Below are 19,002 nucleotides of genomic sequence, written 5' to 3' on the forward strand. Positions count from 1 at the left end.
AATATGAGTTTTTAAACTGAGGAGAGTTATGAGTTTTGACAAGTTGGAAGAAATACTAGCTTCTATTGATACTGACGTTGGTTTAAGTGAGAGTAACGTGGTCGGAAAAGTAGAAAAAAAGCTAAAACAAGTAGATACATCTGGCCTATTACAGCTTGCTGTTTTGAAAAACAATAAACGAATAGTGGAGACTCTTATACAAAAAGGGGCTGATGTTAATAGAATGGATATATACAATCGTGATCCATTATATTATGCTATCTTACATAGAAATACACGAATGGTAGAGGTCCTGATAAAAAATGGGGCAAGTGTTAGGAAGAAATATAATGATGGAAGTACACCCTTGCATCATGCTATCTTGGGTAACAAAACAAAAATAGTAGAGCACCTAATAAACAATGGGGCTGATGTTAATGCAGTAGATGAAAAAGGTAGGACTCCATTATACTTGGCTGGTCGAAATACAAAAATGATCTCGATTCTTATGAAGAATGGAGCATGTCCCTTACTGGAAAATAGAAATGTTGAATTTTTGAAGTATTTAATTGCACTCATTAAAGATGGTGATATAGATAATTTGGAGAAGAGAGAAGCGAAACAGAAAGAAGAGCAAGTGGATGATGGATATGAATCACTTAAATACTCATTGCTGCTTAGTGATAACAGCTCTTTGATCTCTATTATAAAAAGGGAAGAATTCAATAATTTAATATCTGAGTGGTCTTCAGGTGCACCTGACTTAAAAGAGGGCCAAAAAAATTTGAATAAGGCGTTGTTAAGTCTCCTAAAAGACTTTCCATTTTCTAACATTACAAAGTTTGAGAATTTTTTACAAGATAACAAAAGTAATGATGATCTAAGGGTCGTTCTCAATCTTCAAAGAGGAAAGTCCAAGTTGACAATACTGCATGCAATACAAAGTATGGAGCATTTGGCAGTAGAAAAAGATATGGCCTGGGCAGTTGGAGCATTTATAACTTTACTTTTAAAAGCTGGAGCTGACCCTAACATAGTTGACAGTGAAGGACAAACACCTTTGCACTATGCTGCTTATTATAATACTTTAAATATACCTTTACTTCTGAACAAAGGAGCACGTAATCAACCTGACAAACAAGGAAAAACTCCTCTAGATATTGTAGTTATTAACAAAAAACCTTTTGAAGTGAATATTTTAGAACAAATCTTTTTAACTCAGGAGCAAATGAGAGCAAAAAGCCATTTAGAAAATATTTGCGGTCATAGCCTTGGCACTAATCAACTAAGAGAGTTTTTAAATCAGCATAGAGGAAACGAAGGTCTTAAAGAGATTTTAAATCTTCGTGATTGCAAAGGAAAGTCTCGTATTTTTCAAAAGATTAGAGATGCTTGTTATGGTGATAAAATTCGTTTTAAAGAAGCAGAAAGGTTGCTGTTAGAAGCAGGAGCAATTGATTACAAAGGATGGAAGGACAAAGAACATTTACCTAAAGATTCCGCTTTATGGAACATTTTAATATTAAACCAACGGGAAGAATTGAAAACTTTTTTAGATATGGCCAATGCAGCCGAAAACATGAACGAGTTAGAGCAAGTTGTAAAAAGAGCTATAGAAGCAGGAGTAATGCTGAACTTTGCTGTGTCAGGAAGTTTATATGACAAGAAATATGAGAGTAAATATGGCTTTGCAGATTGTGTAATAAGAAAAATTAGTGAATTAAAAAAGAACTCTAGAATTGCAAGTGATGTAGAGGTTGCTAGTCGTATAGTATGTAACTTAGTATCAAAAGGAGTAGTACTACATACTATAAGCAGCATTCTTGTCATTGATGAACTAGAAGAGTTTAAAAGCCACAAAGCTAATATGGTAAAAGCCTATGAAAGTTATGCAAAGCGTAGTTTGAAATTTATGGAAATTGTTAAAAGTGCAACTACTGGCAAGGTGAAAAATGTAAAAGTGGATAACTCTATTCTCTATTTGGAATATTCAGAAAATAGTGTAGTTGAGGTTGCGAAAATCATAAATGAAGCAAATTTAACTCATGGAAGTATAGAATCTAGAAGAGATGTAATAGCAATAGGTGAAAGTGAGGTAGAAATTGTAACGGAAGATGGGATAAGAAATTATACTAACCTTACGGGCAATATAGTACTAACTTTCTATACTAGTTTAGGAAAGATAGACATTAAACTGTATCCTGACGTACAAGATAAAAGCAAAATTATAGTAGAAGTGAGTAATAAAGAGGAAGTATTGGAAAAATTCAAAGGTCATGAAGAAGAATTAGGCGAGGATTGTGCACTTGGTAATGATTATGTCTACTATGCTATTGAACGGGGATATTTTGAAAGGTCTGGAAAATTAATGCATCCTGAAGTAATAAGCGAGTCTAAGAACAAATGGGCAGGACGTGAAGAGTTAAGAAGAACTTCTGATTCTAGGGCTAGGTAGATCATAAAAGTTAAAGATTATTATTTAAATATAAACTACTATAATTTATAGATTAAGGAAATTGTACCAATGTCTATGATCTTTTAAGAATACTCTTTTATATTGTTTTAAGCTGGCTACAAAATGAGGATATGGAACATACAATTGGCTGAACTGCCTTTTACACTCCAGATCTACTATTAAAATATGCAGCTAAAATTGGATCATTTTCTATCACTGTTGCATCTAATATGCTAAAATCTTCATCATTTATATTGATATTTTCACATAATTGATTTTGTAACATTTATTTGCTCTTCTATATCAATTTCAACATCTTTTTGTGTGGCCCTTTGTAGTAGCTCCTTTTGCAATAACCTTTTTTAATTTTCTGTCACATACTTTTTTCGATGTTTTTTCATATTGTTGTTTTTATAAACGTTACGACGCTGAGCCGTAAAATTTCTCCCTTTGCTCACTCCAAAGCATCGGTATTTCTTTCAAATCAAACAATTTTAAATCTCTTGGCTGTCTCCCATTTACTATGTCTTCTTTAATCTTTGGTGCTAAATAGTTCAACCTCAAAATTTGCTGTATACGTCTTGTACCTATATTAATTTTGGCACTCAGCTCTCCTACACTTGCATATTTTCCCTCTTCTAGTTGCCGTCTCCACAGATGGGCTCTTACCACTGCTTTCAGTAATGCATTGTTTGTTTTGCCTTCTGGCTCTACTACTGTGCATTTTTTTCCTTTCTTCTTTATTGGTATAAATATCTCTCCTGATTCAGAACTTACTACTATTCCATCGTCTCTTACCATTACTCCATTTATTAAGTTCTTTACTACTTCCTTCTGTTTTCCGAAGCTTAACTCTTCCCATTCTTCCGCTTTTTCTTGCCAATTTTTGTATAGGTGCTCTGCTCTCTTCATTACTTCTTTTTCTACTTCTCCTGCTACTATATTCCGACTCTTTGACGCACAGCTTTTTCCTCTTAAATGGTTATTGCACACGTAATATCGGTACCTTTTATTTTCTTTTTTTGCATACGTTAGTATCATATTTACGTCACAGCTCTTGCACTTGATTATCCCCTTTAGTAGTGCCTCTTCATATTTTTTCCCTTGATATGGCTGATTCTTTATTAATTCTTGCGCTTTTTGCCAGTTTTCTTCTTCTATTATTGCTTCATGCTTTCCTTTATACTGTTTCTCATAATGCCGTATTTTTCCCATATATATTGGATTTGTTATTATTCTCCTCACCGTGGCCTTTTTAAAGATATCAGATCTTATTCGGTACCCTTCTCTGTTTAACTCTCTTGCCAACTCTGCCATTGACTTCAGCTCTATATACCTCTCAAATATATGTTTTACCAACTTTGCTTCTTTCTCATTTATTATTAATTCTTTATCTTTTACATCATACCCCAGTGGCAAAGTTCCACCCATCCACAACCCTTGCTCTTTTGATGTTGCTATTTTATTTTTTACCCTCTCTACTATCATCTCTCTTTCTAGCTGTGCTGCTCCTGATAACACCGTTTGTACGAACTTTCCCATTGGCGTATTATTATCAAATATCTGCGTTACTGCTACAAAATTTACTCTATGTCTTCTAAAAAATGATGTAACTTCGATGCTATCTTTTGTTTCCCTTGAGAGCCTGTCTAATGTATATACTACTACACAATCTACTTCTCCTGCCTTTACATCTTCAAATAATTCCTTTATCGCTGGTCTTTCTAAGTTTTTTCCTGAGAAACCTCCATCATCGTACCTTTTTGCCAATATTACCCAACCCTCTCTGCTCTTTATGTACTTTTCACATGCTATTCGTTGCGCATCAAGACTATTAAACTTTTGTTCTAGTCCATCCTCATTTGATTTTCTTGTATATATTGCACACCTTACTTCTTTTAGCATTTTATTCTCTTCAATTTTCATTTTTATCACGCATCCCAAATAATAAAGGTCCGTTGTAGCTCATTCCCATTATTTTTCCGGCTACTGCTGATAATGACGTAAAAAATTCTTCTCTGTAGATTAAACCCTTATCTGTCACCATTACCGCATGCGTCTCTTCTCCTCTCTCTAGTATCAACTCTGTTCCTGCTACTGGTAATTTGTCACTACTTATTCTTTTTCCCTTCTCTAGCCGATCTGCCAGATACTCTAGTCTTTTTGCTCCTTTTCTTGACATTTCTCCATATGCTTTTTCCTGCATTCTATAAGCTAATCTTGGTATCAGATATTTCTTTGAGTATCTAGGCGCCTCTTCCCCATATACCTTCTTCCATATTTTTCTCATTTCACCCAAAGGTTTTTTCTCTAAATTCATTACTTTCTTTTCTATTTCTTTCTCCATATTTTTAGCCCTTCATAAATAGCTTTTCAATTCTGTCTATTTCTTTCTTCAATATTTCAGTGATCTCCTTACTGTTTTTCGCATAATCCATTGCTGTCATTCCAAATTTATCCGCTTGTTCTATTTCTCCTCCAGCCTTCACTAATTCTTTCACTATCTCTTTTTCGCCTATCATGCATGCAAGGTGCAGCGGTGTGCATTTATTTCCATATTCTTCCGCATTTACATTCCCTCCTGATTTTATCAATTCCCTCACGATTTCTAGACGTTTCTCCGTTACCGCTAGGTGCAGTGCTGTGTATCCTTTCACATCTGCTGCATTCACATTCACTCCTTTTTCAACTAACAACTTCACTGTTTTTGCGTCTACTGCATAATGCAGAGCTGTTCTTTCCTTCTTGTCTCTTTCATAAATATTTTCATATGAGTTCTCTAATAATTCTTTTGCTGACTTATTAAATTTGCCAAACTTTAACATAATTTACCTCACCTTTTCTTTGACCTTTTTTTTAAGCTTTCCTTCTCACCACCTCATCTATCATTTCGTTTACTTGGCTCATTATCTCGCTTGCTAAATTTTTACATTCTTCCTTTATTAGTGACTTATCTTTCTTCCTTATTTCTCCTATCTCTATTATTTTTAGCTCTGGTAAATAACTCCCATTCAACATGTCTGCTATTTCTCCCACTAGCCTCTCTATTCCATAGCATGTCAGTTCTCTACTTTTTGTTACTCCTCCTTGTTCTCTCAAAAATTTACTTGCCTTTTCACTTTCTTTACTATCACACAGAGAATACTTTTCACTTTCCCAAATGTAATACATTGGTGTTGCACCATATTTATTAAGTTGATTAACCTCAGCTCCTGCTTTTACTAGCTCTTTTATTATTTCAACTCCTGCTCCTCCCATTTTGCACGCAGAGTGGAGTGGCGTACATCCAGTGACATATTGAGTGGCATTTACTTCTGCTCCCGACCTTAGCAGCACTTTTACATTTTCTAAGCTTTTCGCAAATACTGCACAGTGTAGAGGTGTATAACCATTTTTATCTCTTGCATTTACCTCTGCCCCTTTTTTTATTAATAATCTCACTGTTTTGTAATCAGATGCTTGATGCAAGATCGTCTCTCCTTCTTCATTTCTTTTATTAATGTCTTTAAATCCGTTACTTGATACTTCTTTAAAAAACTTACTCTTGCTAAAACTCATTTCATACCTCACAAAATTAGCTTTTCTAGCGCCAGACAAATTTCTTATATTTACCTGCTGCTATTCAAGTCATGTCCGTTTTAGCATGAGAAAGCAAGTCCTTTTCTTTTTATTTCATACACTTTTACCTATTATTAATATAATATATGAGGATCTAAATATAAGTATTTAACTTATTACACATATTGCTTGACTACTTTTCCAACTTCTGTGCAAATGTCGATGTTCGTGCCATTTCAGTACTCCCGGGTAAAATACTAAAATGTAATTTTCTAATTCGTGTATTGAGTCTTTTTGCTCTGAATCTAAATCATTTTTATAGTAAACGTTGTGTTCTGCCAAACCATATTTTGTAATCTTCTGATCTGTATAGTTTTCTATTTTGTAGTGGTGAGTAACGCTAAACCTTTCTAAAATTGGCTTGTGTTTTAAATTCCAACGTTGCCCTGAAAGTTTATCGTTTCCCAATACAAATTTATTTCCTTTTTCTTCTACGCTACTTACTGGAAAGCACCCATTTATTTCTCCTAATTTCCAGCTATCTGACAGTACAATCTGTGCTTTGGCAAACTTTATTTCTGGTAATAAGCTCTGTGATAGAGGATATAGTGCTTTTAAGTTGTACCAATGATGACTTCTTTCATAAATGCCTTTGTAATCCTTTGTATGAGCCTCTGTTTCTCCAAGTACTGCTACATCTAATCGATATATGTCATTACTAAATGTTTGTTCATAATGCTCTCTTAAATAGTTGTCTACAATCTCTACTAACGGACCTCTAGAACTGAAAAAATTTATTCTTCCAAACGATAACACTGGCCCATTTTTTTCAACTTTTATACCAGAGTAGTCTGATAACAAACTTCCAAATAAACTTTCATCTAATATAAACCTATCAACGTTGTAATAATCGTTAAAAATCCTCATTAGCCTTGATCTTGCTGGTAGTGATAGTTTTGCAAGTTCTACTACTGCATCTACAAAAAAGTTATTTGGAACATCTCTTATTCCTATTTGCAACTCGAAAAAATGTTTACCAGGTGGTTCTTCGATAATTTTAATATCTTCTATATTTGCCCATTTTAGTGCTATTTTGAGTGATGCTGGTGTTCCTCTCAGTCTTTGAAATTTTACTCCTTCTATTACGGCTTTTCTTCTATCTTTTACCCAACGTAGTATCTCTTCTAAACCATATTCTTCTATTATCCAAGGCAATGTTTCTTCTTTAAGATTAAACTTAAATCCTTTGATACAGCTTGGATCAACCTTATAATCTATTGCATCAACCAGTGCTTGCTCTTGCTTTGTTGCGTTTGGCGGTAATAAATTTTTCATTTGTCTTTTCTTTCAAGTTGCTTTAATTTCCTTTATTTAGGTAGCTTATGAGTAACCAAGAGATCGTTGCAGAAAAATAAAGATGTTCTTAATATCGAAAACACTTTCCATAATAGATGTTAATGTCAGAGGGTTAATTTGACCATATTATCCATACTTTAAAAAACAAGTTACAACTTCTGGAAGAAAATCAATACTTTCTTCTTCCTAACATTGGATCCAGTAAACCACTTATTGCACGCAATCCCCTCACTGGCACAAAACAAAAAAATACGTTTTAAATCCTATCTAACTTGACATGGCCAAGCACTGCACACTCATTCCCCAATACTACAACATCCTCTTTTGGCTCGATTAATTCTACGTTTTCTACACCATCTACAAATAAATTGGCTATTATCCATGATCTTGTAACATTCCATCCCAGCCTTCTATTTGCTTCAAACTTCTCAATAAACTGCTTCTTGATTTCCTCCTTCGATATTACAGGACTTATGCTCATTCTGCTGTGAATATCTATTTCCGTAATATTGCAACCAATTACTGTTATCGTATCTGTTAAAACCCTTATATCATCTCTAGTAACCTGCTTTTTTACAATTTCTAGTAGCTCTTCTGACACCATGCCAGTTGTGGATAATTGTGTTGATAAGATTGAAATTTGTACTTTTCCTGGTATAGGTGATTCTACTAGTGCATCTTTTACTCTACTATCTGCTGACAGTGCATGATATTTATAATATTCCTTACTTCCTCCTGTTGACCAACCTGCTATTTTTGCTTTTACCCTCTTTCTAAATCTTTCATCCTCTTCTTCTTTTTCTCTCTCTACTCCATAAAATTCAGCCAAATTATCAAGATCTTCTCCCCTTGCAAATTTCAGTAAATTACTCTTTACTGCTTCGTTCATCCTTTGTCTGAGCAAAAGTTCTCGCCAGGCTGCTACCTCCAGAATCTTTATCGCTGGATCGGATTCTACTAACGCTGAAAAGGTTTCATCTCTACGGACTAACTCTTCCTTCATTCTTGAAAATATTTCCTCATAGCTTAGTTTTTCAATAATATTAGATGTCTGCATTTCTAAACAACTATTCCACTAATACCTATGAATTTGCCTTCTGAAAGATACATACCTTCAAGTACAAGAGTCATTTTTCCTTCTTTAGCTTCAGCAATCTTTACTTTTTCTAACTTAAATCTCTTCTCAAATTTCCCCAGTGCTTCTGCTGTTGCTGCATAGATTTCCAAAGTTAAATCTCTACTGATTGGTTTATCCACTAATTCAAATAGCCTAGACCCATAATCCCTTCTCATGATTCTACTGTTAATAGGAGTGGTTAATATATCAATTATTGATTGTTTCAGATGTTCTATTCCTTCTAATTCTTTCCCTGTTTTAGCATCCATTCCTCTCATTTTTCGACTACTTTAATTTTTTTTATTTTGAAAACACACTTTGATTTTTACTTACTACTTGAAAACTACAGGACGCCACATCACCTGTTCTCGCTACACCAATACCATTTACAAATACGCTGTTTGATCCTTGTGTTAGTGTCTCTCCCATAGTTAATGTATCACTTCTACGACAGACAGATCTACCATTAATACGCACATCTTTACTCCCGCTTACGCAAACATGAATAGGTACTCCATTACAATTATCACCTGTACAAACTATAGCTCTTCTCATGTCAATTTAAATCTATTCTACTTCCTTTCAGTTTTATTCCACTTTTTGTCATTTCTATACTCGATTCCCCAGCTTTCAGTGTTATTTTATCTACTACTTCAATCTCTAAATGATGTTTATCTTTATCGTATGACAACTTTGTTCCATCTTGAAATGTTAAGCTACTCACCTCTTTTTTATTTTCTGGTGCAGAGTACTTTTGTTGATATATTCCAGGAAGTACTACTCCTAAAGATAATTCTCCCAGCGGGGAAAGTATAACTACTTGCTCATCAATATCTGGAGGAGACCAATCTCTATCTTTTCCTGCTTTGCTCGTTATCCATGGTAAATAATCTGTTAAAAATTCTCCTATTTTAACTCTTACTAACGTTTGCTAGCTTCCTATTCAGCTCTGAAATTGCAAAACTATGGTCTAACATAAACTTCACCTATCTCAATAACATGTGGCATTATGCCAGTTGACCATACTGATTTACCCGCATGCAACTCGTGCACCCAATCCACCATCCATACTAAATATGCATCGAGCTCTGGCCTAAATCCGTCAATTTCTGAAGAGATAAATTCTCCTGGTGAAACATTTTCCACGTTCCAAGTATTTTTATTTACTACCCTTGCTACTTCTGCTGCTAATGATCTGACAATAATAGGTGCATTTTCTATTGTGCTATCAACTACAATTCGTGCTTCAAACCTGGCTTTCAATGCTAATTCTTCAGTACCTGCATCTTTACCTGGTTCTAAACTTACTAGTTCTACAAACACCGCTGGCGCTACTAATTCTTTTCTTATTGCTGGATAAATTTCACATGTCTGTATAGCCGGTATTTCTTCCTTCAGTGTGCTGCAAATTGCTTGATGTAAATCTTTCAAATTCATCCTTTATAGCTCAATTGACGTTCAAAAAATTTTGTAAATACTTCCTCAACCTCATAATTAACAAGATTTCCTATTATCCTTGAAGCCTCAGGTTCTAGTGGCAACTTAATTTCCTTTATTGGCAGGGCTGTTCTTCCTTCACGCTTAAAAATACCGCTATTTCCTTTTGGCATAACTGCTGCAAATCCTCCTATAAACTCATGCTTTCCTACTTTCGATCCTCTTCTTGTTTTTTGTATTTTACCAATTGTCGATGCTCTAATGTCGTAGAGATTTGCTCTAATTAACACTTCTAATCTGCTTGTTTTTGCTTTAAAAATTCTTAATCTCTTTCTTATCAAACTTAATTTTATCTTCTTTTCCTCACTAATTTCTTTTGCTGTCTTCAATTTTAGCCATAGTGCCGTTTTGTTTAACGCTTTTATAGCTGCCAGTTTTATTTTCTGCTCTTTTCTTTCAACATTGGAGATTATTTCATTAATATTGTTACTAGTTTTTATATCAAACACTTTCTATTGCCTCAATTTTTAATATTTTACCTGAAGAATCTTTCAACGGTGGTTCAAAAATCTTGTAGAACCTTTTTTCAATCTTGATATAATCACCTATGCTAAAGGAAGTAACGTCCTGATCACGTATTTCTACAGCAATTTGCTGAGTTAATGCTCCATCTGCACCTAGAGAGTACGTAGTCTCAGGACGTTTTATTAGCACTTTTATTCTACGAATACCCTCCTTATTTCGATTACAATATATGGCTTCCACTCCTAGATGCTTAAAACAATCCTCCAATAATCGCTTAATATTCTCTTGCATATTTCTTTTTGATATACTAACCTTTACATGCTAAGAAAGCGCATACCGGTAGAGTCGTTCTGTGCCTCACCAACTTGTAATTACTCTGCCAGCATGTTATGCTATAGCGACTTTTACTGATCGTTCATATTGATGCTCCTATAAAAAATTTATGATGTTGAGTTTACCATTTTTAAAATCTATTAACATTCTAATAGTTTCTGATTTATCCTCAAATAAATATTTGCAATTAGCTTTACTAGTATCTTTTTGTATTTTAATTTTACCGTTATTAATTCTATCATAAAGCCAATGCCTAGAAACTTTAAGGATTTTTGCAACTTGCGAAATAGTAAGGTAGCCAGGTACTTCGATGGGAAGTGGATGATACTTTTTTTGAGAAATATTATTTTTTAATCGAATCCTTTCTACTGTACTTTTTAAAACAGTGTTCTTCTTGGGAGAGCGATATCCTTGTTTTTCCAGGTACTGAGCAATTTCTATATCTGTTTTGTCATCTTTGCTTAGCTTTACTATAAGTTGTTCCATTTCTGTTGCGTTGGTTAATTCACGAAAAGAATTCACTGAAATAGGAATCTGAAAAGTGGTAGTTTCTCCACCATGCCATACAATACGTATTTGTAAGCAATCACGTTTAATTCGGTGCGCTACTACCTTGTCAATTATGCAACGGAGAAAAGATTTTTGTTGTTGATGTGACAGAACTGGTTTATACCAAATTTCAGGTAATTTCCTACCTATATCTAGAAATACCTCTTTCAGTTCCTCAGATAATTGAGGAGTAGGTTTTTTTGGATGTTGACGTTCAAATATAACCTCCGCATCCTTCAGGTCACTCAATGCTTGTTCCCAACGCTTTTCAAGTTCTGCAGCCACAAGACGATTATCAGGATCAACTTGATTAAATTGTCGTTCTGCCAGCTTAGCTTGATATCTTAAGCGTTCTAATTGTTGCAAACGTACTTTATTAATTGCTTGTTCAGATTGTAACTGTGAATCAATAGCTTTGGTATAAGCATCCAACTCAATTTGACTAAGTGCTTCAAAAAATTTAGGAACTACTTCATTGTCAATAGCATCAGCAGGTAAACTTTGACATATAGGTTCAAGACCATGTTTGTACGAGTGATTACATATATATTGGTTTCCTTTTTTGTACTTCACTATCATTTTGTATCCACATTCTCCACAATAGATTATTCCATGCAATAACAAGGCTCCTTTTCTAGGTATTCCGCGTGTTTTTCCATGCATATATTCTGGATAATTATCTTTTAGCATTGTCTGAATTTTTATAAAACTTTCCCAATCTATATAAGCTGGATATTTATCTATTAGTCGAGTAGACCAGTGGAACTTCCCCACCAGCCCCTCACAGAACTGTGCATGAACCTCTCGATTCACACAGCTCCCATTATTCAGTACTTTGATTACCATACCAACCTCCAGTGGTAAAAAGTATTCGGATTTTCTGTTCTCATTTTTCCTAGAAGTTTCCTTGCTAGTCTTTTTCCAATCAGATATTTCTTACTTACCCACTTTTCTAGATGCCGCTCTACATTATTAAGAAGTTTATACATCTCCGTTTGGTAAAACCTGCCATAATACTGACACCAGCCTCTGACTATTGGATTTACTTCCTTTGATATTTCCTCCAACTTCTTTCCTGTAAATCTATGTATTTTCCATGACCTTATGGTTTGAGTGATCTTTTTCTTGGCCTTATTGCTAATTGCAGGTAGAAATCCAACAAAATATTCCCCTATTTTGCTCTTTGCTCCTCTAGGTCTAAAGGTATATCCTAGAAAATCAAAGCTTTGTATAGGAAATGTATTCTTCCTGTTGCTATTCTTACAGTACACTATCCGTGTCTTTTCAGGATGCAACTTTAGCTTATACTCAGCCAATCTTTCTTCAATCTTTACTCTCATAAAGTCTGCCTGTCTCTTAGTTTTGCAGTGCAGTATTGCATCATCAACATACCTTTCAAATGGTATTGTGGGGTAGTTTTGCCTCATCCACATATCAAACGCATGATGCATAAATATGTTAGAAATGATTGGGCTTACAGAACCTCCTTGCGGAACTCCCTTATTCCTCACTTCCCTAGTGCCATCTGCTTGTTGAATAGGGGCTTTCATCCACCTCTCAACATACAGTATGACCCATTTGCAGTTTGTATGTTTCTTGATAGCTTGTAAAACTAATTCGTGATCCAGATTGTCGAAAAATCCGGTTATATCAAGATCTATCGTCCAATCGTACCTCCAGCATCTCTTGCGTGCTGTATCTACCGCATCCAGTGCAGATTTATTCGGTCTATAACCATATGAATCCTCGTGGAATTTTGGCTCTACTAGCGGCTCAAGATACATAGAAGCTGCCGTTTGCCCTATCCTGTCGAATACTGAAGGAACACCTAAAATTCTTTGTCCTCCTCCCGTATCCTTCGGTATTGCCACAGCTTTTACTGGCTCTGGAAAATAACTTCCGGATGACATCCGATTCCATAGTTTGTACAGATTATCTTTTAGATTTTCCTCAAACTTTGTTATCGAAACCTCATCTACACCTGCAGCACCTTTATTTTTCGATACTTGTTTATAAGCTCTCCAAATAAGTTGCTTCGGTATATCAAAAGACTTTGTTTTATTCATTAACTCCTCCCTTTCGGTTGATAAATAATTAAAACTAAATAACTCAGCCCCTTCGCTCCATTTCCATTACAGAAACTTCTTCACTACTACGAGCCGATCCGCCCCTGTTTTCCGCATCGGTACTCTCATCCTTAGAGTTTAGCTCCTCGAATTTCTCCCTTATCATCGAAACGACAGGTTCCCGCAGTTCCACACAATAGCCTAAAATAGATTCACGCCACCTCTATGCCGGACGCCACCTATCCAGTAAACAAGTTCCTGATAGGTTTATCCCAAGAGATTCAAGAGCCCATGGTTTTGACGTCGTCTTTGGAATTTCGACACTTCATCAGTGGTTCATTTTCATTCGCCTCTCTATTTTACACATGATGCATAATTGCACCTTTTCCATAACGCTCACTACCATAGCTCTTTACCACAGCAGCTTATGGCTGTTTGAAGCCTATTCTTGCAAACCGACTTCGAGGGGCCCACCCTCATCTATTGTGCAGCTTTGCACTTAGTTTGCTCATTTTTAAGCATTCTTTGTGTCTCTACGGCACACCTTGAAACACCAGATACTTTAATGGGAATACCGGTATATCAATCTGCTGATATGCCACCTACAATGATTGCAGTAGCAGATTTCAAACAAGCTTATAAGATCGTAGATAACAGAGGAATGAGAATACTTAGAGACCCTTATACAAACAAACCTTATGTTAGATTTTTTGTCACTAAGCGTGTCGGTGGGGAGGTTGTCAACACCAGTGCTATTAAATTGTTGAAAATTGCGAGCAAGTACTAAAATTTTTATGAAATAGTTGACATATTATACTTTTTATGTAATAATTAAATTATTATTAATTTAAGGAGTAAAATATGTTAGAAAAAATAAAAAACTTTTTTCAGTCGATTGCAGGAAAAATTTTATCAGGCTGGGACAGCATTAAGAACTTGTGGTCTGGTCAATCGGATAAAAAGATTCTGACGAGAAAAGATGTGGTAATGAAACTAATAAATGGTGAAGCCAATTTTTCTTGTGCTATTGAAGAAGATAAGAGTGAGCGGTTAGTAATCCATATAAGGACCAAGGATATAGCAGAATCTATGGATTATAGAAATATTGGATTCACTGGACCAAAAATCACTTATGAAAATTGCATTGATTCTCAACATAATTTTTGTACCTTTTTAGTAACCTCGGTACAGGAAAAAAAAGCTTCGTCTAACGAGTTAGACGGCATGAAAAGGATATTGGGTTTAAATGGTAGGAATATTGTAACTCTAACTAAGAAACCTGAATTTGCAAGTTCTACATCTAAAGTGCCTGCAAGTGATAGCAAGGTACTAAGCTCAGAAGAACCTAGTAAGTTCATAAATAATCCATCTAAAGAACAACTTATGAAGTCAAAACTTATTATACCAACTTTCTAAAGAGTATCTTTTCTTCACAAAAGAGCACCTCCTTTGGTGCTCTTTTTTTCTTTATAAGTTTTCTCCACAGGGAAAATTGACAAATTAAATTTTATATATAATAATTAAATTATTAATTTAAGGAGTAAAGTATGTGGAAAAGTATAAAAAACTTTTTTCAGTCGATTGCTGATCGTACAGGAATTTCATGGATTGCAAGAAAAATTTCATCAGGTTGGAATTGGTTATTTAGCAGTAAAGCAAATGCTGCTCAAAAAAATATATCACCAAAGAGACCTTCAGATGAGAATGTAAATAAAAGTCCAACTGTTAGCACCCCTATGCAAAATGAGACTGAAGAATCTGTATCTAAAACAGATATAAACGTCGAGCCAGCAGAAAATTTTCCAGAAAGATTAAATGATGAACCTAAAGCAGTAGGTGAGATTAAATTTAAGGATAACCAATTCTTTCTTTCATTAAATAAACCTTTAGCAGAAGGAGAGTATACAAATCTCAATCGTCTCAGTGCTCAATCTAGTTCATTGATTAAACTACTTGTATATGTAAAGTGCGGTAAAAATGAATATAAAATCGTTGGTAATGATAATGGCTTGAGTGAGATCAAAAATGTACTTATAGAAGAAGTAACAAAAAAAGAATGAAAATGGTGTGTATTTAAATCTTAATAAAATTCAGAGTAAAAAAGATAACACTTACCGTATAGCATCGAACAAAATGAATCTGTCAAACCAGGAAGAAACTCATCAATTTAAGTTTCTAGTAGTTTTAAGTATAGTTGTGAAGGAAGCGCCTCATGCAGTTATAACCGGAATCTTCACTGGTGCCATAAGTGCCCGTCGTTTAGCATGGTTTTGGAGGAACGGTCAAATCATTGATGGAGTCCTTAGACTACCTCGGTTAGGAGATTGTATTATATCAACCGTCCCAAGCTGAAGCGTTTCCCTGCTATAAATTATATGAAGGAGTTACCATGAAAAAAACAAAAAGTAAATTAGAAATAATGAACCCTAACGCAGCAGGAATAGATGTTGGTTCGGCTATACATTATGTGTGTGTACCAGAAGGAAGTGATGAACAGCATATACAAAAATTTAGCTGCTTTACAGAGGACCTTCATAACATAGCAAAATGGCTAAAAAAGTGTGAAGTTACTACAGTAGCCATGGAGTCAACCGGAGTGTACTGGATTCCTTTGTTTCAAGTACTTGAATCATATGGACTTGAAGTAAAACTTGCAAATGCAAGACATGTAAAAAATGTACCTGGAAGAAAGTCAGATGTCCAGGACTGCCAATGGCTTCAACAACTACACAGTTATGGGTTAATCGAAGGATCATTTAGGCCAGATAATCAAATGTGTGTATTGCGTAGTTATGTGCGGCAACGTAAAAACTTAATTGAAAATGCTGCTACACATATTAATCGTATGCAAAAGGCGTTGGTACAAATGAATATTCATTTACATAAAGTAATAAGCGATATCACTGGCGTCACAGGAATGCAAATTATTAAAGCAATAGTAGAAGGTGAAAAGAATCCCGAGAAGCTAGCTGAATTCAGAAGTGTGAATATGAAGAACGACAAAGCTACTATAGCAAAAGCATTAACAGGCGATTATAGAGAAGAACATTTATTTGTACTGAAACAAGAATATACAGCATATACTTTTTTTCAAGAGCAAATAACTGAATGTGATAAAAGCATAGAAAATTACTATAAAACATTTGAAACAAAGTCCGATGAGAGTAGAGAGTTAGGTAAGGAAAAAAACAAGTCTAGAAGAGGCAGACCAAACTTCACCTTGCGTGAGAAATTGTATAGGATAACCGGAATAGATTTTACTAAAATTCCTGGATTTGATATACTAACTGTACAAACTATTATTTCAGAAGTTGGCATTAACCATAATAAGTGGCAATCAGAAAAGCACTTTACTTCATGGTTAGTACTTAGCCCTGCTAACAAGATCACAGGAGAAAAAGTATTTGGGACAAAAACTCGTAAAGTCATTAATCGCGCTACAAATGCCCTGCGAATGGCTGCTTATGCTGTGGGAAATAGCACAAGTGCATTAGGTGCATATTGTAGGAGATTAAAAAGACGGCTAGGAGCAATAAAAGCAATTACTGCCACAGCAAGAAAATTAGCATGTATTTTTTACCAAATGTTGAAGTATGGACAAGAGTATGTGGAAAAAGGAATGAGTTATTATGAAACACGCTACAAAGAGAAAATTGTGAAAAATTTGATCAAGAAAGCGCAGGAGTTTGGCTACACACTAGTTCAACAAGAAGAGTTGATTAATGGAGTTTCTTAGGAGNTCCTGTACCAATCGCTATTGCCCTCAGTTGCTGTCTCATAAATGCTTCATAACTTCCCCCAACGTCCGATGGTTCTGAAAATTTTATGTCCTCTCCTGGGTCAAGTAGCTGCATAGTTCCAGGTTCAAGTCCTGATAAAGCTACCCCATGTTCATTTGCTTCACCTTCACCCATTATATTTGCTTCAGGGTCAAGTCGTGTAATAAACCCAGCAAACATTGCTGCCGTTTTCTTTCTGACTAGCTCTGCATCATCATATTGATCAAGTTCATAGAGCTTTAGCAGTATACTCGAAAGCCATGGCTCTCCTCTAATTTGCCCAGGTCTCAGTGGTTTATAGATATGTAAAACATCGTTTGCTGGTACTCTAACTGATTCGCCAAATGAGCCTTCTCCTGGATGTTCTCTAAATAAGTAATATGCTTCTCTTTGCCCAAGCCTGTTAAACTCAATGCCATTACGGATTATGTTACCATTTGCTAAAGTTTGATTTGTTTTATTATCTAAATGTTCAGATTCAAGTACTTGTAATTGCAGAGGTACACACAGACCATCTTCAGGTTTTCGGATCCGCAGACGTACAAAACATTCTCCTCCCTCTATCATACTTCTGCATACTAGAGCTTGTAATCCATAAAAATCACTTATTCCACAGCTATCTGCTTCATCTGTCCATTTTAGCCATAATTCTTGCACCTTCTTTCGAAATTCTCCATCTCTTGCTTTTGATTGCGGTTTTATTCCTGTTCCAATAGAGTTACTTACTATTGTATCAATAATATTTGCTGCATATGGATTTTTTCTTACCATATCACGAGAGCGGCTACGTAAAGTTTCAAGGTTTTGAGACAGCAAATTATTTATGCTTCCCGCTTCTCCTTGCCAATACATTACCCTTCTTCCTGAGCCTGCTGCATCCCATGCAGAACTTTTGATTTTTTGCTTACTAAATAGTTGTTTTAAGGTCTTTAACATCCTGATAACCAAAAATTTCTTAATTCTTCTAACGTTCCATTAAATTTACTTCTATCACATGGTCCTCTTCCTCTTACTGAATGCGGTTCAGGTCCCATTTGACCATTAGTATATTGCCACAAAACCCACTTATTCCATCCTTTTGGTAGTTTAGACCATCTTATTTTCCATAGTGTACACTCAGTTAAAATTGGTGTAGCAAAATCTTTTAGAAAATAAGCTCCTCCGCAAATTAATGGTAAGCGATTAGTTCTTTCTTGAACTCTAGTAACAAAATCTTCCGCCTGTTTTGGTGTTATGTTTTCTCCATTTTTGTTTTCTTCTATATCTAGAGCAAGTAGAACTTTAGAACTATCGCTTACTGTCTCTAAAAAATGCTCAGCTTGGTCTTTTACGTTTTCTCCTACTCCAAAATGGTATGCGCCATACAGAAGTCCTTCTTCTTCAGCAATTTTTCTTCTCTCTGCGTACTTTAGATCTACAAATTTTAATCCTTGAGTTGCCTTATCCCAATATTCCATCTTCTTTGACTAGCTTAAAATTTACATCTGCATTCCAATGTGATAGGTCTACTACTGCATTCGCATATACTTTATTTGATAAATCAGCTATTTTCTTACATTTACCTTCTTTTTCTAATACACCACTATTGACTATTACATACTTTAATTGTTTCAGAAAATTTTGATATTCTCTCATATAATTCCCTTATTAGTAGCAAAAACAATTTTCCTCTTTCCAGCAATCTTTAGCTCAACTTTAATTCGTTGTCTTAAGCTTAGTAAATCATTTATATCTACTTCTGCATATCTCACCACATGGTCACCATATGCAATTGATACCACTCGCTCTCCGTTTTGCAGCTTCTTTATCGCTTCTTCAATTTGAACTAAATACTCTTCGTTATACATT

At 35.0% G+C, this 19,002-nt stretch carries 23 protein-coding genes and 3 pseudogenes; 6 read left to right on the forward strand and 20 right to left on the reverse strand.

All coding sequences use genetic code 11. The features are described 5' to 3' along the window. The first annotated feature begins 28 nt into the window (after positions 1–28). Entirely contained in the window at positions 29–2,434 is a 2,406-nt protein-coding gene (locus tag BVG17_RS00745) for an ankyrin repeat domain-containing protein (protein ID WP_143688761.1), read from the forward strand. Between the two features lie 160 nt (positions 2,435–2,594). Here the strand turns inward: BVG17_RS00745 and BVG17_RS09915 are convergent, their stop codons facing one another. From BVG17_RS09915 to BVG17_RS09920, 16 genes and pseudogenes are all read right to left on the reverse strand, one after another. Further along, positions 2,595–2,720, reverse strand: a complete 126-nt coding sequence (locus tag BVG17_RS09915) for a hypothetical protein (protein ID WP_255447008.1) — start codon at positions 2,718–2,720, stop codon at positions 2,595–2,597. Between the two features lie 134 nt (positions 2,721–2,854). Beyond that, positions 2,855–4,339, reverse strand: coding sequence for a recombinase family protein (locus BVG17_RS00750; protein WP_143688921.1), 1,485 nt, complete (start codon positions 4,337–4,339; stop codon positions 2,855–2,857). A 10-nt stretch (positions 4,340–4,349) separates the two neighbouring features. Then, positions 4,350–4,781 carry a DUF2924 domain-containing protein gene (locus BVG17_RS00755; RefSeq protein WP_143688762.1) on the reverse strand — a complete coding sequence of 144 codons (432 nt, stop codon included), beginning with the start codon at positions 4,779–4,781 and terminating at the stop codon, positions 4,350–4,352. A 4-nt stretch (positions 4,782–4,785) separates the two neighbouring features. Further along, positions 4,786–5,259 carry an ankyrin repeat domain-containing protein gene (locus tag BVG17_RS00760; RefSeq protein WP_019236494.1) on the reverse strand — a complete coding sequence of 158 codons (474 nt, stop codon included), beginning with the start codon at positions 5,257–5,259 and terminating at the stop codon, positions 4,786–4,788. Positions 5,260–5,290: 31 nt separating this feature from the next. After that, positions 5,291–5,992 carry an ankyrin repeat domain-containing protein gene (locus tag BVG17_RS00765; RefSeq protein WP_143688763.1) on the reverse strand — a complete coding sequence of 234 codons (702 nt, stop codon included), beginning with the start codon at positions 5,990–5,992 and terminating at the stop codon, positions 5,291–5,293. Positions 5,993–6,160: 168 nt separating this feature from the next. Beyond that, on the reverse strand, positions 6,161–7,327 hold the full coding sequence (locus tag BVG17_RS00770) for a phage tail protein (protein ID WP_143688764.1): 1,167 nt from the start codon (positions 7,325–7,327) through the stop codon (positions 6,161–6,163). 277 nt (positions 7,328–7,604) lie between these two features. Next, complete coding sequence (locus BVG17_RS00775; protein WP_143688710.1) at positions 7,605–8,405, reverse strand: baseplate assembly protein; 801 nt, start codon at positions 8,403–8,405, stop codon at positions 7,605–7,607. A 2-nt stretch (positions 8,406–8,407) separates the two neighbouring features. Further along, entirely contained in the window at positions 8,408–8,743 is a 336-nt protein-coding gene (locus BVG17_RS00780) for a GPW/gp25 family protein (RefSeq protein WP_143688711.1), read from the reverse strand. Between the two features lie 22 nt (positions 8,744–8,765). Next, entirely contained in the window at positions 8,766–9,020 is a 255-nt protein-coding gene (locus BVG17_RS00785) for a PAAR domain-containing protein (protein WP_143688712.1), read from the reverse strand. Position 9,021: 1 nt separating this feature from the next. Further along, positions 9,022–9,442: pseudogene (locus BVG17_RS00790) on the reverse strand (phage baseplate assembly protein V). Continuing rightward, the gene (locus BVG17_RS00795; protein WP_143688713.1) at positions 9,429–9,902 is read right to left on the reverse strand and encodes a hypothetical protein; all 474 of its coding nucleotides are present in this window, start codon (positions 9,900–9,902) and stop codon (positions 9,429–9,431) included. Before BVG17_RS00795 ends, BVG17_RS00790 begins: the two are co-directional and overlap by 14 nt. After that, positions 9,899–10,411 (reverse strand): phage tail protein, encoded by a 513-nt coding sequence (locus BVG17_RS00800; protein ID WP_143688765.1) that lies wholly within the window; start codon positions 10,409–10,411, stop codon positions 9,899–9,901. Before BVG17_RS00800 ends, BVG17_RS00795 begins: the two co-directional genes overlap by 4 nt. Continuing rightward, on the reverse strand, positions 10,404–10,718 hold the full coding sequence (locus tag BVG17_RS00805; RefSeq protein WP_143688715.1) for a head-tail joining protein: 315 nt from the start codon (positions 10,716–10,718) through the stop codon (positions 10,404–10,406). Before BVG17_RS00805 ends, BVG17_RS00800 begins: the two co-directional genes overlap by 8 nt. Positions 10,719–10,856: 138 nt before the next feature. Continuing rightward, the gene (locus BVG17_RS00810) at positions 10,857–12,155 is read right to left on the reverse strand and encodes a recombinase zinc beta ribbon domain-containing protein (protein ID WP_143688766.1); all 1,299 of its coding nucleotides are present in this window, start codon (positions 12,153–12,155) and stop codon (positions 10,857–10,859) included. Continuing rightward, positions 12,149–13,375 carry a group II intron reverse transcriptase/maturase gene (gene ltrA / locus BVG17_RS00815; protein WP_143688717.1) on the reverse strand — a complete coding sequence of 409 codons (1,227 nt, stop codon included), beginning with the start codon at positions 13,373–13,375 and terminating at the stop codon, positions 12,149–12,151. The genes BVG17_RS00810 and ltrA overlap by 7 nt, the downstream gene beginning before the upstream one ends. A gap of 43 nt (positions 13,376–13,418) precedes the next feature. Further along, positions 13,419–13,541: a hypothetical protein gene (locus BVG17_RS09920; protein ID WP_255447004.1), complete on the reverse strand. Its 123-nt coding sequence runs from the start codon at positions 13,539–13,541 to the stop codon at positions 13,419–13,421. A 378-nt stretch (positions 13,542–13,919) separates the two neighbouring features. On the opposite strand from BVG17_RS09920, the pseudogene BVG17_RS00820 reads away from it, so the two are divergent. The 5 genes and pseudogenes from BVG17_RS00820 to BVG17_RS00835 form a co-directional block, all read left to right on the forward strand. Continuing rightward, positions 13,920–14,162 (forward strand): annotated as a pseudogene (locus tag BVG17_RS00820) (phage major capsid protein); the annotation flags it as partial. Positions 14,163–14,236: 74 nt separating this feature from the next. Continuing rightward, a complete protein-coding gene (locus BVG17_RS00825) occupies positions 14,237–14,791 on the forward strand; it encodes a hypothetical protein (RefSeq protein ID WP_063630414.1) in 555 nt (184 codons plus the stop codon). A gap of 131 nt (positions 14,792–14,922) precedes the next feature. Next, on the forward strand, positions 14,923–15,435 hold the full coding sequence (locus tag BVG17_RS00830; RefSeq protein WP_241654091.1) for a hypothetical protein: 513 nt from the start codon (positions 14,923–14,925) through the stop codon (positions 15,433–15,435). Between the two features lie 7 nt (positions 15,436–15,442). Then, positions 15,443–15,727 (forward strand): hypothetical protein, encoded by a 285-nt coding sequence (locus BVG17_RS09355; RefSeq protein ID WP_241654092.1) that lies wholly within the window; start codon positions 15,443–15,445, stop codon positions 15,725–15,727. A 37-nt stretch (positions 15,728–15,764) separates the two neighbouring features. Then, positions 15,765–17,111: an IS110 family RNA-guided transposase gene (locus tag BVG17_RS00835; RefSeq protein ID WP_143688718.1), complete on the forward strand. Its 1,347-nt coding sequence runs from the start codon at positions 15,765–15,767 to the stop codon at positions 17,109–17,111. Between the two features lie 4 nt (positions 17,112–17,115). On the opposite strand, the pseudogene BVG17_RS00840 reads toward BVG17_RS00835, so the two are convergent. The 4 genes and pseudogenes from BVG17_RS00840 to BVG17_RS00850 form a co-directional block, all read right to left on the reverse strand. After that, a pseudogene (locus BVG17_RS00840) lies at positions 17,116–18,090 on the reverse strand (phage portal protein); the annotation flags it as partial. Further along, positions 18,084–18,611, reverse strand: coding sequence for a glycoside hydrolase family 25 protein (locus BVG17_RS00845; protein ID WP_241654107.1), 528 nt, complete (start codon positions 18,609–18,611; stop codon positions 18,084–18,086). The pseudogene BVG17_RS00840 and the gene BVG17_RS00845, both read right to left, overlap by 7 nt. After that, the gene (locus BVG17_RS09360; RefSeq protein WP_241654108.1) at positions 18,595–18,789 is read right to left on the reverse strand and encodes a hypothetical protein; all 195 of its coding nucleotides are present in this window, start codon (positions 18,787–18,789) and stop codon (positions 18,595–18,597) included. Before BVG17_RS09360 ends, BVG17_RS00845 begins: the two co-directional genes overlap by 17 nt. Then, positions 18,786–19,001: a gpW family head-tail joining protein gene (locus BVG17_RS00850; RefSeq protein ID WP_143688767.1), complete on the reverse strand. Its 216-nt coding sequence runs from the start codon at positions 18,999–19,001 to the stop codon at positions 18,786–18,788. Before BVG17_RS00850 ends, BVG17_RS09360 begins: the two co-directional genes overlap by 4 nt. Between the last annotated feature and the right edge of the window lies 1 nt (position 19,002).

Origin of the sequence: Wolbachia endosymbiont of Laodelphax striatellus, assembly GCF_007115015.1 — a bacterium.
Classification (GTDB): domain Bacteria; phylum Pseudomonadota; class Alphaproteobacteria; order Rickettsiales; family Anaplasmataceae; genus Wolbachia.

Excerpts from the sequence above, each read along its gene's own strand:
- BVG17_RS00745 (WP_143688761.1), top strand. The coding sequence starts at position 29 with ATGAGTTTTGACAAGTTGGAAGAAATACTAGCTTCTATTGATACTGAC.
- BVG17_RS09915 (WP_255447008.1), bottom strand. The coding sequence starts at position 2,720 with ATGTTACAAAATCAATTATGTGAAAATATCAATATAAATGATGAAGAT.
- BVG17_RS00750 (WP_143688921.1), bottom strand. The coding sequence starts at position 4,339 with ATGCTAAAAGAAGTAAGGTGTGCAATATATACAAGAAAATCAAATGAG.
- BVG17_RS00755 (WP_143688762.1), bottom strand. The coding sequence starts at position 4,781 with ATGGAGAAAGAAATAGAAAAGAAAGTAATGAATTTAGAGAAAAAACCT.
- BVG17_RS00760 (WP_019236494.1), bottom strand. The coding sequence starts at position 5,259 with ATGTTAAAGTTTGGCAAATTTAATAAGTCAGCAAAAGAATTATTAGAG.
- BVG17_RS00765 (WP_143688763.1), bottom strand. The coding sequence starts at position 5,992 with ATGAGTTTTAGCAAGAGTAAGTTTTTTAAAGAAGTATCAAGTAACGGA.
- BVG17_RS00770 (WP_143688764.1), bottom strand. The coding sequence starts at position 7,327 with ATGAAAAATTTATTACCGCCAAACGCAACAAAGCAAGAGCAAGCACTG.
- BVG17_RS00775 (WP_143688710.1), bottom strand. The coding sequence starts at position 8,405 with ATGCAGACATCTAATATTATTGAAAAACTAAGCTATGAGGAAATATTT.
- BVG17_RS00780 (WP_143688711.1), bottom strand. The coding sequence starts at position 8,743 with ATGAGAGGAATGGATGCTAAAACAGGGAAAGAATTAGAAGGAATAGAA.
- BVG17_RS00785 (WP_143688712.1), bottom strand. The coding sequence starts at position 9,020 with ATGAGAAGAGCTATAGTTTGTACAGGTGATAATTGTAATGGAGTACCT.
- BVG17_RS00795 (WP_143688713.1), bottom strand. The coding sequence starts at position 9,902 with ATGAATTTGAAAGATTTACATCAAGCAATTTGCAGCACACTGAAGGAA.
- BVG17_RS00805 (WP_143688715.1), bottom strand. The coding sequence starts at position 10,718 with ATGCAAGAGAATATTAAGCGATTATTGGAGGATTGTTTTAAGCATCTA.
- BVG17_RS00810 (WP_143688766.1), bottom strand. The coding sequence starts at position 12,155 with ATGGTAATCAAAGTACTGAATAATGGGAGCTGTGTGAATCGAGAGGTT.
- ltrA (WP_143688717.1), bottom strand. The coding sequence starts at position 13,375 with ATGAATAAAACAAAGTCTTTTGATATACCGAAGCAACTTATTTGGAGA.
- BVG17_RS09920 (WP_255447004.1), bottom strand. The coding sequence starts at position 13,541 with ATGATAAGGGAGAAATTCGAGGAGCTAAACTCTAAGGATGAGAGTACC.
- BVG17_RS00825 (WP_063630414.1), top strand. The coding sequence starts at position 14,237 with ATGTTAGAAAAAATAAAAAACTTTTTTCAGTCGATTGCAGGAAAAATT.
- BVG17_RS00830 (WP_241654091.1), top strand. The coding sequence starts at position 14,923 with ATGTGGAAAAGTATAAAAAACTTTTTTCAGTCGATTGCTGATCGTACA.
- BVG17_RS00835 (WP_143688718.1), top strand. The coding sequence starts at position 15,765 with ATGAAAAAAACAAAAAGTAAATTAGAAATAATGAACCCTAACGCAGCA.
- BVG17_RS00845 (WP_241654107.1), bottom strand. The coding sequence starts at position 18,611 with ATGGAATATTGGGATAAGGCAACTCAAGGATTAAAATTTGTAGATCTA.
- BVG17_RS09360 (WP_241654108.1), bottom strand. The coding sequence starts at position 18,789 with ATGAGAGAATATCAAAATTTTCTGAAACAATTAAAGTATGTAATAGTC.
- BVG17_RS00850 (WP_143688767.1), bottom strand. The coding sequence starts at position 19,001 with ATGTATAACGAAGAGTATTTAGTTCAAATTGAAGAAGCGATAAAGAAG.